The organism is Streptomyces sp. NPDC059003 (assembly GCF_042740445.1).
Taxonomy (GTDB): domain Bacteria; phylum Actinomycetota; class Actinomycetes; order Streptomycetales; family Streptomycetaceae; genus Streptomyces.
On the sequence record NZ_JBHYJH010000070.1, the window covers coordinates 1 to 12,196 of the forward strand.

Annotated in this window: 12 protein-coding genes and 2 pseudogenes; 8 read left to right on the forward strand and 6 right to left on the reverse strand. The window is 71.7% G+C overall.

Translation table 11 applies throughout. The features are described from left to right. From ACFWZ5_RS23700 to ACFWZ5_RS23720, 5 genes and pseudogenes are all read left to right on the forward strand, one after another. Positions 1-295, forward strand: a pseudogene (locus ACFWZ5_RS23700) (hypothetical protein); the annotation flags it as partial. Between the two features lie 124 nt (positions 296-419). Beyond that, positions 420-704 carry an ankyrin repeat domain-containing protein gene (locus ACFWZ5_RS23705; RefSeq protein WP_384788083.1) on the forward strand — a complete coding sequence of 95 codons (285 nt, stop codon included), beginning with the start codon at positions 420-422 and terminating at the stop codon, positions 702-704. Between the two features lie 6 nt (positions 705-710). Next, positions 711-821, forward strand: a pseudogene (locus ACFWZ5_RS23710) (nucleotidyltransferase domain-containing protein); the annotation flags it as partial. 146 nt (positions 822-967) lie between these two features. Beyond that, a complete protein-coding gene (locus tag ACFWZ5_RS23715; protein WP_384788244.1) occupies positions 968-1,270 on the forward strand; it encodes a hypothetical protein in 303 nt (100 codons plus the stop codon). Between the two features lie 199 nt (positions 1,271-1,469). Continuing rightward, entirely contained in the window at positions 1,470-2,234 is a 765-nt protein-coding gene (locus ACFWZ5_RS23720; protein WP_384788084.1) for a serine protease, read from the forward strand. A gap of 75 nt (positions 2,235-2,309) precedes the next feature. On the opposite strand, the gene mmsB is transcribed toward ACFWZ5_RS23720, so the two are convergent. The 6 genes from mmsB to ACFWZ5_RS23750 form a co-directional block, all read right to left on the reverse strand. Continuing rightward, positions 2,310-3,539 carry a multiple monosaccharide ABC transporter permease gene (gene mmsB, locus ACFWZ5_RS23725; protein ID WP_384788087.1) on the reverse strand — a complete coding sequence of 410 codons (1,230 nt, stop codon included), beginning with the start codon at positions 3,537-3,539 and terminating at the stop codon, positions 2,310-2,312. A gap of 8 nt (positions 3,540-3,547) precedes the next feature. Next, positions 3,548-5,140, reverse strand: a complete 1,593-nt coding sequence (mmsA, locus tag ACFWZ5_RS23730; protein ID WP_384788090.1) for a multiple monosaccharide ABC transporter ATP-binding protein — start codon at positions 5,138-5,140, stop codon at positions 3,548-3,550. Then, positions 5,137-6,249 (reverse strand): multiple monosaccharide ABC transporter substrate-binding protein, encoded by a 1,113-nt coding sequence (chvE, locus tag ACFWZ5_RS23735; protein WP_384788093.1) that lies wholly within the window; start codon positions 6,247-6,249, stop codon positions 5,137-5,139. Before chvE ends, mmsA begins: the two co-directional genes overlap by 4 nt. Positions 6,250-6,252: 3 nt before the next feature. Further along, entirely contained in the window at positions 6,253-7,221 is a 969-nt protein-coding gene (locus ACFWZ5_RS23740) for a hypothetical protein (RefSeq protein WP_384788096.1), read from the reverse strand. Positions 7,222-7,353: 132 nt separating this feature from the next. After that, positions 7,354-8,409: a zinc-binding dehydrogenase gene (locus ACFWZ5_RS23745; RefSeq protein ID WP_384788099.1), complete on the reverse strand. Its 1,056-nt coding sequence runs from the start codon at positions 8,407-8,409 to the stop codon at positions 7,354-7,356. Further along, positions 8,406-9,560, reverse strand: coding sequence for a mandelate racemase/muconate lactonizing enzyme family protein (locus ACFWZ5_RS23750; RefSeq protein ID WP_384788102.1), 1,155 nt, complete (start codon positions 9,558-9,560; stop codon positions 8,406-8,408). The genes ACFWZ5_RS23745 and ACFWZ5_RS23750 overlap by 4 nt, the downstream gene beginning before the upstream one ends. 310 nt (positions 9,561-9,870) lie before the next feature. Here ACFWZ5_RS23750 and ACFWZ5_RS23755 point away from each other — a divergent pair, with 310 nt between their 5' ends. The 3 genes from ACFWZ5_RS23755 to ACFWZ5_RS23765 all read left to right on the forward strand — a co-directional run bounded on the left by ACFWZ5_RS23755 (position 9,871) and on the right by ACFWZ5_RS23765 (position 12,149). Then, on the forward strand, positions 9,871-10,647 hold the full coding sequence (locus ACFWZ5_RS23755; RefSeq protein ID WP_384788104.1) for an IclR family transcriptional regulator: 777 nt from the start codon (positions 9,871-9,873) through the stop codon (positions 10,645-10,647). Further along, complete coding sequence (locus ACFWZ5_RS23760; protein ID WP_384788107.1) at positions 10,644-11,486, forward strand: SMP-30/gluconolactonase/LRE family protein; 843 nt, start codon at positions 10,644-10,646, stop codon at positions 11,484-11,486. Before ACFWZ5_RS23755 ends, ACFWZ5_RS23760 begins: the two co-directional genes overlap by 4 nt. Positions 11,487-11,669: 183 nt before the next feature. After that, on the forward strand, positions 11,670-12,149 hold the full coding sequence (locus ACFWZ5_RS23765; RefSeq protein ID WP_384788110.1) for an RICIN domain-containing protein: 480 nt from the start codon (positions 11,670-11,672) through the stop codon (positions 12,147-12,149). The last annotated feature ends 47 nt before the right edge of the window (positions 12,150-12,196 follow it).

Genomic DNA, 12,196 nt, shown 5'->3' on the forward strand with positions numbered 1-12,196 from the left:
CCCGGGGCACGTCACCGAACACGCGGGCACGGTCACCGTCGACGTCTCCGGACTCAGCCTCGTAGCCGCCCTCACCAGCCTCGGCGCCCTCCGCGACGCCCCAGCCGCCACCACCGGCACCGCAGCCATCGCCGACCACCTCTACGAGCGCGTCGCCGACACCGTGCGCTCCCTCGCCACCACACCGCACCCGCACGCTGAGCCGGTCGGCATCGTCATCGACGACCGGTCCGCCCCGCCCACCGAACACGACCAGCCAGCCGACCCCTCCGACCACAGGCCCGACGACGACTGAGGCGACAACGCCCCAGTGCGCGGGCCGTGAATATGGGTGGCTGCGCCACGAACCCCTGATTAACCTCGGCGCGCATGAAACAGCGTCAGCGCAAGAAGCTCTCCCGCCGTCTGTTCGAGGCGATTTGTCGGGCGACGCCGTCCGCGTGCGGGCGGCGCTGCGGGCCGGGGCCATCCCGGACGCCGAGAGCGGTGGAATCGGCGCGGACGGCACGCCGTTGTGCGCGGCCGCATGCTGGGGATACACCGAAACGGTGCGCCAACTCCTGGCGTACGGAGCCGATCCGAACCTGCGAGAGGACCAGGGCACGGGCCGGTCCCCCCTGGACTGGGCGAGCCAGGGCCGGCACGTCGAGACGGTGGAGCTCCTCACCACGGCGGGAGCACTCCGCGAGGGCCTGGCACGATGATCACCCATGAGTGATCAAGTCACCCCGGCAGCTCAGGCGCTGGACCTGGTCAAGGACCGTTTCCCGCACGCACTGGGCGCCGTACTGGGCGGCTCGGCCGCACAAGGCCGGGCAGGCCCCACCAGCGATCTGGACATCGCCGTCCTGCTCCCGCACGGGGAGACCAGCCGTCGCGAGGTGGTGCGACACCACGGCCGCCTGGCCGAGCTCTTCCTGTCACTCCGGCGGAGTGGGAGCGAGGGCGCTACGTCCTCACCTGCTTCATGGACGACTTGGCGGCCACCGCGCAGGCCGAGCGGCACGAGCAACTGGCCCTCGCCGACTTCACCCTGCGGGAGGCGGCCCACCTGCTCATCGCCCATCACGGTGGCTGGACGGGGATCGGCACATGGCTGCCCCGCAGGCTGGTGAGTGCGGACCCGGTCCGGGGGAAGGCCCTGTTGGAGGGGCATCAGGCGGTGGCCGAGCGCGCGGACCCGGCGGCGCTCGTGGTGGCCGTCGAGCACGTGCTCGACCTGCTCGGCGGACCGCTGCGCGAGGGGTACACGCAGCCCTGGAGCAGGTGAGCAGGGCGACCAAGTCCGCAGGCGGACGGCCGCCGCCAAGGGAAATCCCTCAACTGTTCGGAGCTGGCGGGATGGTGCTCACTCACAGGAGTGGTGGGGGTGGGGGTCCGTTTTGTCGGGTGAGTGTGGGGGGAGGGTGCGTCTGGCCAGGTGGCCGGACGGTCCAGCCGGACTGTCCAGAGGTAAACGGAGGTTCGGAATGGAGATACGTTCCTGGTGCCGGGGGCTCCTGGGCGCGGGTGCCGCGCTGCTGCTCGTCGGTGCCGTCCAGAGCGGGCCCGCCGCGGCCGACGGCGCAGGCGACCGTATCGTCGGCGGCCATCCGGTCGACATCAAGGACCACCCGTACCAAGTGAGCCTTCAGCACAACGGCTCCCACATCTGCGGCGGGACGCTGGTGAAGCCCGGCACGGTGGTGACGGCCGCCCACTGCACGGACGACGTCCGTCCCGCCACCCTGTCGGTCCGGTGTGGATCGAGCTACCACGACACGGGGGGCCAGGTCCGCCGGGTCCGCTCGGCCGTGGAGCACCCCCGGTGGAATCCGGAGACCAGCGACAACGACGCCAGCGTCCTGAAGCTCAGAGGCACGTGTGCGGGGCTGTGGACCGCCCAGCTCGCCAAGCGGGAGCCCGCCGCCGGCAGATCCATGATCGTCACCGGTTGGGGAGCCCTGCGCGAGGGCGGTGACGGGCCCCGCAAGCTGCGCAGGGTCGACGTGCCGGTCGTCGATCGCAAGACGTGCAACAGGGCCTACGACGGCGACATCACCCGGCGGATGATCTGCGCGGGCGTCCCGGAGGGCGGCAAGGACGCGTGCCAGGGCGACTCCGGCGGCCCCCTGGTCCAGAACGGCATCCTCTACGGCATCGTCTCCTGGGGGTACGGCTGCGCTCGCCCCGGCTACCCCGGGGTCTACGCCGACGTCGCCGACCTCCGCGGGTTCATCGACCGCTACGTGTGAGGACGGAGCCGCGCATGCGCCCGGGCTCGGTGGCGGCGGTCCTCATGACCCGCCCCGAGCCCGGGCCGCGGGCCGCTAGCGCCCGATCTTCCGCTTGTTCCACACGTCGAACCCCACCGCGGCGAGCAGCACCAGGCCCTTGATGACCTGCTGGTAGTCGGTGCCGATGCCGACCAGGGACATGCCGTTGTTGAGGACGCCGAGGACCAGGCCGCCGATGACCGCGCCCATGACCGTCCCCACACCGCCGCTCATCGACGCGCCGCCGATGAACGCCGCCGCGATCGCCTCCAGTTCGAAGTTCAGACCCGCCTGCGGGGTGCCCGCGTTCAGGCGGGCCGCGTACACACAGCCCGCGAGCGCCGCGAGGACCCCCATGTTCACGAACACCAGGAAGGTGACGCGCTGGTCCTTCACGCCGGACAGCTTGGCGGCCGCCTTGTTGCCGCCGAGCGCGTACACATGGCGGCCGACGACCGCGTTGCGCATCACATAGCCGAGCACGACGAGCAGCCCGCACATGATGAGCATGACGACCGGCACGCCGTGGAAGCTGGCGAGGGTGAGGGTGAAGGCCACGACGGCGGCGGTCATCGCCGCGCACTTGGCCGCCCACAGGCCCGTCGGCAGCACCTCCAGGTCGTACGCCGACTGCCGTTTGCGGTCGCGCCACTCGCGCAGGAGCAGCAGGGCGACGGCGGCGAGGCCGAGGACGAGCGTGGGGTTGTGGTACTGGGTGTAGGGGCCCGTCTCCGGGATGAAGCCCTTGGCGATGTTCTGGAAGCCGTCGGGGAACGGCGCGAGGGACTGGCCCTCCAGGACGATCTGGGTGAGGCCGCGGAAGGCCAGCATGCCCGCGAGGGTCACGATGAACGACGGGATGCCGAGGTAGGCGATGAAGAAGCCCTGCCAGGCCCCGGCGACGGCGCCGATGAGCAGGCACAGGACCAGCGCGAGCACCCACGGCAGGTCGTGTTTCACCATCATCACCGCCGCCATGGCACCGACGAAGGCGACCAGGGAGCCGACGGACAGGTCGATGTGGCCCGCGATGATGACGATCATCATGCCCATGGCCAGGATGAGGATGTAGCCGTTCTGCTGGATCAGGTTGGAGACGTTGTTCGGCAGGAGCAGTGTGCCGTCGGTCCAGATCTGGAAGAGGACGACGATGAACGCGAGCGCGACGAGCATGCCGTACTGGCGCATGTGGGCGCGGGCGCTGTCCAGGAGCACTTCGCGGGCCGAGCGCGCGGGCGGCGCGGCCGTGGCGGGGCCTTGGGGCGGGGTGGTGGTGGCGGTCATGGCGGGCCTCAGCTTCTGTTCACGGCTTCTCGGGATGGCGTCTTCGTGGTCATGCGGCGCATCAGGACCTCCTGGGTGGCCTCGCCACGGGTGACCTCGCCGGTCAGCCGGCCCTCGGCCATGGTGTAGATCCGGTCGCACATCCCGAGCAGCTCCGGCAGCTCGGAGGAGATGAGGAGCACCGCCTTGCCCCGGGCGGCGAGCCGGTCGATGACGGTGTAGATCTCGTACTTGGCGCCGACGTCGATGCCCCGGGTCGGCTCGTCGAGGATCAGCACCTTGGGGTCGGTGTGGATCCACTTGCTCAGGACGACCTTCTGCTGGTTGCCGCCGGAGAGGCGGCCGACCTGCTCGAAGACGGTGGGCGCCTTGATGTTCATGGACGTGCGGTAGCGCTCGGCGACGGCCCGCTCGTGGTGTTCGTCGACGAATCCACCCCTGCCGCGCCCGGGGCGCCGCATCCCGGGCAGGGACGCCAGCGAGACGTTGCGGTTGACGGTGTCGATCAGGTTGAGGCCGTACCGCTTGCGGTCCTCCGTGACGTACGCGATCCCGGCCGCCACCGCCCGCGGCACGGTGCTCGCCACCACCTCGCGCCCGTCGACCGCGACGCTCCCGGCGACGTAACTCCCGTACGAGCGCCCGAAGACGGACATGGCGAGCTCCGTGCGGCCCGCGCCCATGAGCCCCGCGATACCGACGATCTCGCCGTGCCGCACGGTCAGGGACACGTCGTCGACGACCGTGCGCTGATGGTCGACGGGGTGGCGCACCGTCCAGCCGCGCACCTCCAAGGCAATGTCCGGGTGCCCCTCGTAGGGGGTGCGTTCGGGGAAGCGGTGGTCGAGGTCGCGGCCGACCATGCCGCGGATGATGCGGTCCTCCGAGAGCCGCGGTGCGGCGGCGGGGGCGTCGCGGACGGTGAGCGTCTCGATGGTGCGGCCGTCGCGCAGCACGGTCACCGAGTCGGCGACGGCGCGGATCTCGCCCAGCTTGTGGGAGATGACGATGCTCGCGATGCCCTGGTCCCGCAGCTCCAGGATCAGGTCGAGGAGCCCCGCGCTGTCCTCGTCGTTGAGCGCGGCCGTCGGCTCGTCGAGGATCAGCAGCTTCACCTCCTTGGCCAGGGCCTTGGCGATCTCCACCAGCTGCTGCTTGCCCACGCCCAGGTCGGCGACCGGCGTCTGCGGCTTGTCGCGCAGGCCCACGCGCTGCAGGAGCCGGGCGGCCGCACGCAGGCTGTCGTTCCAGTCGACCAGGCCGCGCACCCTGGTCCGCTCGTTGCCGAGGAAGAGGTTCTCGGCGATCGACAGGTGCGGCACCAGGGCGAGCTCCTGGTGGATGATGACGATGCCGTGCCGCTCGGCGGCCCGGATGTCCTTGAGGGCCACCGGCTCGCCCTCGAAGCGGATCTCGCCGTCGTAACTGCCGTGCGGGTGCACTCCGCTGAGGACCTTCATCAGCGTCGACTTGCCCGCGCCGTTCTCGCCGCAGACCGCGTGGATCTCGCCGCGGCGCACGGTCAGGTTCACGTCGGCGAGCGCGGTGACGCCGGGGAAGGTCTTGGTGATGCCGCGCATCTCCAGGACGGGGCGGCTCATGTGAGCTGTCCCGCCGTGAAGTACCCCTCGCGCACGAGGAGGCCGGTGTTCTTCCTGTCGACGCTGACGGGCCTGAGGAGGTAGGACGGCACGGTCTTCCTGCCGTTGTCGTAGTCCGTGGTGTTGTTGACCTTCGGCTTGCGGTCGTTGAGCACCGCGTCGCCCATCCGGACCGCCTGCGCGGCCAGGTCGCGGGTGTCCTTGAAGACGGTCTGGGTCTGCTCGCCCCGGATGATGGACTTCACCGACGCGAGCTCCGCGTCCTGCCCGGTGATCACCGGCAGCGGCTGGCTCCTGGAGCCGTACCCCGCGCTCTTCAGCGCCGAGATGATGCCGATCGAGATCCCGTCGTACGGCGAGAGCACGGCGTCGACCCGGTGGGAGCCGTAGTTCTTGCTGATCAGGTCGTCCATGCGCTTCTGCGCGGTGCCGCCGTCCCAGGCCAGTGTGGTGGCCTGGCTCATCCTGGTCTGCTTGCTGCGTACGGTGAGCCGGCCGCTCTCGAAGTACGGCTGGAGCACCTTCATGGCGCCGTTCCAGAAGTACTTGGTGTTGTTGTCGTCCGGCGAGCCCGCGAACAGCTCGATGGTGTACGGGTCGCCGGTGTTCTCGTCCGGCTTGCCGAGCTTCAGCTTCCTGACGATGTACTGGGCCTGCAGGCGGCCGACGCGCTCGTTGTCGAACGACGCGTAGTAGTCGACGTACTCCGTGCCCAGGATGAGCCGGTCGTAGGCGATGACGGGGATGCCCGCCTCGTGCGCCCGGCTGAGGACGTCGGTGAGCGCCGAGCCGTCGATCGCCGCGATCACCAGGAGCCGGTGCCCCTTGGTGATCATGTTCTCGACCTGGGCGACCTGGTTCTCCACCTTGTTGTCGCCGTATTGCAGGTCGGTCTTGTATCCGGCCTTCTTGAACTGCTCGGCCATGTTCCTGCCGTCGGCGATCCAGCGCTCGGAGGACTTGGTGGGCATCGCGAGGCCGATGGTGCCGCCCTTGCCGTCGTCGGGCCGGTAGCGGCTGCCGCCCCTGGCCTCCTGGCCGCAGGCGGTGAGCGTCACGGCGAGCAGCGCGGCGGCGCTCGCCGTGGTGAGGAGCGTGCGGGTGCGCATGGGTCAGTTCCCTTCCGGGGCGGGGAAGCGGCGCAGCTCGCCCGGGAGGCGCGCGCCGAGCGGCGACATGCCGCCGCCGGCGCCGTGCCGGGCGAGCAGGTCGAGGACGAGCCGGCCGCGCCGGACCCGTTCGCGCGCGGTGGCGAGGGTGTGCTCGCGCAGATGGGCGCCGTAGGGGTAGATGCCGGGCGACTTGCTGAGGCCGAACTTGAGGTAGAGCGGCGCGCCGCGGCGGATCAGCTCGGCCGCCTCGTACATGCGGACGTAGCCGCCGAGGTCGTCGGGCGCCTCGATGTACATGTCCATGGGCGCGCGGCTGACCCGGCGGATCTCGGTGAGGTGGCCCGCGGTCAGGTCGGACGGCACATTGAGGGAGTCGGCGCCGAGACCCTCGTACACCGCGTACGAGGCGGGGTTGACCGGGCCCGTCAGCGCGGACAGCTTCAGCGTGGTGTCGGCGGGGAGGAGTCCCGCGACGCGAAGGCGGTGCAGCGTCCACAGCACCCCTTCGTCGGCGACGAGCAGACACCGCACGCCGAACTCGGCGGCGCGCAGGGCGTCCTCGACGCAGCCCGCGAGCGCGTCGTGGCCGCGGGCGCGCAGGCCCGCGCCGCCGGAGTCGGTGCGGGTGGAGCCGCCGATGTCCCAGGTGCCGCGCGGCCCGGTGAACAGGCACAGCTCGACCTCCCGCGCGGCGCACGCGTCGACCATCTCGGTGATCTCGTCGTCGGTGAGCATCCAGACACCGCTGCCCTGGCTGATGCGGTGGACGGGCAGGTCGAGCCGTGCGCTCTCCTTGAGCACGGCGGCCAGGGCCTCGGGCCCCTCGACGGAGGGGATCTCGGTGCGCCAGGTGCCGCCGTCGGGGAACGCGTGCGGGGAGGCGTCGGCCGGGTCGGTGCGGGGGACGGGGTGGCCGATGCGGGCGAGGGCGTCGGCGCCGGGGCGCCGGGGTGCGGACGGGGCGGTCACGGGACTCCCTGGGGTGGTCGGGCGGGCGAATTCGGGGGCGGGGGCGCTTGGGTGTGTTCGATATCTCGGACATCGTTCGGATTGATGGGCGTGCGGTGGTACGAGGCGTCAGGCGCGCCCCGGCCGTGCGGCTCAGGGGCGGAGCAACACCTTCCCGGTCTTCGGGTCGCCGCCGCCGACCAGCGCGACGGCCTCCGCGAACCGTTCGAGCGGGAACTCGTGCGTGATGAGCGGCGCGGGGTCGAGCAGACCGAGGCCGAAGGCGCGCACCGCGTCCGACCAGGCCGACGAGGGCGCGCCGAAGACCGAACGGAGCTCCAGCTGGCTCAGCGACAGATGCACCGGGTCGATCCCGGTCGCGCCCGGCGTGAACATCCCGGTCAGCACCACCCGGCCGCCCCTGCGGGCGAGCAGACAGCAGGACGCGGCCGTGGTCGGTGCGCCCGCGGTCTCCACGACCAGGTCGAAGCGGCCGCGCAGGTCGGGCTCCGCCGCGGGCACGTGGTGCGCGCTCGCCCCGAACGCCACCGCCTGTGCGCCGCGTTCGACCCGCGGGTCGAGCACCACGAGCTCGGCGGGCGAGCTCGCGGTGAGCAGCTGGACCGCGAGCAGCCCGAGCGTCCCGGCGCCGACCACCGCCACGCGTTCCCCGGGACGCGGCCGCCCCGCCCGCACGGCCGCGGCGATCACGGCGGCGGGCTCCAGGAGCGCCGCGGCCCGCAGGTCGGCGTCGTCGGCCAGGAGGTGCAACAGGCGTGCGGGCACCGTGAGATGGTCCGCGAAGGCGCCCGGCTCGGTGAACCCGGTCTCCGCGTACCCGCCGGTGCACAGGCTCGTCTCGCCGCAGCGGCAGCGCGCGCAGACCCCGCACGCCCGGAACCCCTCGGCGACGGCCTTGCGCCCGACGAGCGCGGGGTCCACGCCGTCGCCCACCGCCGCCACGGTCCCGGACCACTCGTGCCCGGGCACCACGGGATAGCGGACGTAGGCGGCGTCGCGGCGACCGTCGTACAGATCGCGGTCGCTCCCGCAGAGCCCGGCCGCGGCGACCCGCACCAGGACCTCGCCGGGCCCGGGCACCGGCACCTCGCCGGAGACGAGGCGGTGTGCGCCCGGCCGCTCGACGACGAGGGAGCGGCTGACCTCGGCGCGGGGGAGGCCCCCGTCGGCCTCGCGCGCGGCGCTCACTTCGGCGCCCTCCGCTCCCAGCCCTCGGCCCACAGGTCGAACCGGGCCCGCCGCTGCGGGAACTCGGCGGCCGCGTCCACGTCGAGCTCGACCCCGAGGCCCGGCGCGTGCGAGATCTCGAAGCAGCCCGTCTCCGGGTCGACCTGCGGGGCGCCGCGCACCACGTCCTTGATCTCGGCGTCGGCGAAGTCGTTGAAGTGCTCAAGGATGGTGAAGTTCGGTGTGCAGGCGGCCAGTTGGAGGGACGCGGCGGTGAGCACGGACCCGCCGACGTTGTGCGGGGCGACCAGCATGTAGTGGGTCTCGGCGGTCGCGGCGAGCTTGCGGGTCTCCAGGATGCCGCCGATGTGGCCGAGATCGGGCTGGATGATGTCGGCGGCCTGGGAGTCGAACAGCTCGCGGAACTCGATCCGGTCGTGGATCCGCTCGCCGGTCGCGATCGGCAGGTCCACCCTGTCCGCGACCTTCTTGAGGGCCTTGAGGTTCTCCGGCGGCACCGGCTCCTCCAGCCACGCGGGCCGGAACGGCGCGAGGTCGCGCGCGAGCCGCACCGCCGTGGCCGGGCTGAACCGGCCGTGCATCTCCAGCATCAGCTCGGCGTCGGGCCCGATGGCGTCCCGCACCGCCTCGATCAGGGACACGGCGTACCTGGTCCGCTCGTGGTCGAGCTCGAAGTGCCCGGTCCCGAACGGGTCGATCTTCAGGGCCCGGTAGCCGCGCGCCCTGACCTCCTTCGCCGCCCGGTGGTACGCCTGCGGGGTGCGCTCGGTGGTGTACCAGCCGTTCGCGTACGCCTTGACGCGGTCGGTGACCTTGCCGCCGAGCAGCTGCCACACCGGGACGCCGAGGGCCTTGCCCTTGATGTCCCAGCAGGCCATCTCCACGACCGCGATGCCGGACATGACGATCTCGCCGGCCCGCCCGTAGTCGCCGTACTTCATGCGGCGTACGAGATCCTCGACCGCGAACGGGTCGGAACCGGCGATGTGGTTGGCCTCCGCCTCGCGCAGATAGCCGAGCAGCGCGTCGGTGCGGCCGAGCATACGGGTCTCGCCGACTCCGGTGAGTCCCTCGTCGGTGCGGACGAGCACGTAGGTGAGGTTGCGCCAGGGGGTCCCGACGACGTGAGTGCTGATTCCCGTGATGCGCACGGCAGTTGACCTCTCGGATCTTTCGGATCTCTCAGGTTCGTTCGAGATTTCGGCATGCGTTCGAAACGGTGGCGTGACCGTAATCAGGCCACGCGGGGGGTGTCAATGGGTCGCGCGGGAGGTGATTCCGCAGGATCCTTGCCCGGTGAACTCGGCTGTGGCTAGCCTGTGTTCGTGATATCGGCCATCGGCCGGAATGTCGAACGATTCAGCACACAGAAAGACCCAGTACGCAGAAGGACCCAGTACGCAGAACGACCCGGCATGCGGAACGGCCCGGAGTTTCGAACGACAAGGGTGGGTGAGGACCATGGGACGTCTCGTCCCCGCGGTGACCAGGGCACTGGACATACTGGAACTGTTCCTGGAGAGCGACGGCGCGCTCTCGGCACCGGACATCACACGCAAGCTGCAGCTGCCGCGCACCACCGTGCACGAACTGGTCACGACCCTCGCGGCCCGCTCCTACCTCGTGCCCGTGCCCGACCAGCCCGGCCGCTACCGCCTGGGCGTCCGCGCCTACCAGCTCGGCAGCCGCTACGCCGAGCAGCTCGACCTCGCCGCCGAGGGGCAGTCGGTGGCCCGCGAGGTCGCCGAGACCTGCGACGAGACCGTGCACGTCGCGATCCTCGAAGACCTGGACGTCATCTACATCGCCAAGGTCGACTCCACCCACGCCGTCCGCATGGTCTCCGCCGCGGGCCGCAGGCTCCCCGCGCACTGCACGTCGGTCGGCAAGATGCTCCTGGCGTCCCTGCCCGCCGACGAACTCGACCTGCGCATCGAGGAGGAGGGCGAACTCGTCGCGATGACGCACCAGAGCATCACCGACCCCGACGCGCTGCGCGCCGCCCTCGCCGACATCCGCCGGCGCGGCATCGCCTCCGAGCACCGCGAGTCCAACCCGGACGTCTCCTGCGTCGCCGCCCCCGTACGCGACAGCGCGGGCCAGGTCGTCGCCGCCCTGTCCATCTCCGTACCCATGATCCGCTGGACCGAGGAGCGCGAGCGCGAACTCGCCGACCTGGCCGCCAAGGGCGCGGCCGACCTCTCCGCCCGCCTCGGCCACCGCGGCGGCACCCGATGAGGGCCGAGGCGGCCGTCCGCGCGGAGGCCACCCTGGGTGAGGGCCCCACCTGGGACGCGGCCGCGGGCCGCCTCATCTGGGTCGACATCCTCGGCTCCCGCATCCACACCTGGGACCCGTCGACGGACCGCCGCACGGTCATGCTCGCCGCGCAGCACGTCGGCGCGGCCAAGCCCCGCACCGGCGGCGGCCTGGTGGCCAACCTCCGGGACGGCATCGCCCTCTACGCCCCCGACGGCTCCTTCTCCTGGCTGGTGCACGACCCGGTGCCCGGGCGCCGCGGCAACGACGCGGCCGTCGCCCCCGACGGCACCCTGTGGGCGGGCACCATGCGCTACGACGAGCAGCCCGGCGGCGGGGGCCTCACCCGCGTCGCCCCCGACGGCACCCGCACGGAGATCTTCGGCTCCGTGGCCGTCAGCAACGGCACCGGCTGGAGCCCCGACGGCACGCTTCTGTACTACGTCGACAGCGCGACGCGCCGCGTCGACGTCTGCCGACTCGACGGCCAACTCCCGCGCGACCGCCGCCCCTTGGCGCACATCGAAGCGGGCGCGGGCTTCCCCGACGGCCTCACCGTCGACGCCGACGGCTGCGTCTGGGTCGCCCTGTGGGACGGCGCCCAGATCCGCCGCTACACCCCGGCCGGCGCCCTGGACCGCACCGTCCACCTCCCGGTGCGCCGCCCCACCGCCTGCGCGTTCGGCGGCCCCGGCCTGCGCGACCTGTACATCACGACGGCCAGAACCGGCCTGGACCGGCCCCATCCGCTGGCGGGCTCGGTGCTCGTTCTCCCGGACGCGGGACAGGGGCTGCCGCAACCGGCCTTCGACGGCTGACCGGACGCCGACGGGTCCACGCCTCGCGAAACGGCTGGTTCGCGCTCCTGCGGCGGTCACGCGGGGATCCCTAGGGTTGCCCCTGGCGCGCCAACGTCACGTCCTGCGCAGGCACTTCGTACGCCCACGTACACCTTCGTACGTCCTCGTACGGCCTCGTACACCGAGCCTTGGGAGAACCGCATGACGGACCTGATGCTGCTCGCAGGCGGATCGGTGACCCTGACGCACCACGTCACCGGCACCTACTTCATGTGCAACGACTGGCACGACGGAGTGGGCAACCACACCCAGACCTGGGCGGAGGACCCGTTCCGCAAGGACTCCACCGCGCACCAGTGGTACCTGCGCCTCCACTCGGACAACACGGTGCGCATCGAGACCTTCGCGAACCGCCGCTGTCTGACCACGGGCGCCAACCCGCCCGACCAGGTCACCCTCCAGGAGCGCAAGGACAGCCTCACCCAGAGCTGGCGCCTGGTGCCCCACGCGGAACGCGGCAACGACTACTACGTCGTCTCCGTCGTGCACCCGCGCTACGCGCTCGCGATCGCGGACCACCTGCAGGGCAACGACCGCCTGGTGGGCCTCACGCGGATGTGGGGCGGGCCGAACCTGTCCCAGCTGTGGCGGATCTACCCGAGCGTGGAGAACGGCGGCTGACTGCCGCACGGCGCGGGCCGGGGCCGGGGCACGCTTCCCGGCCCCGG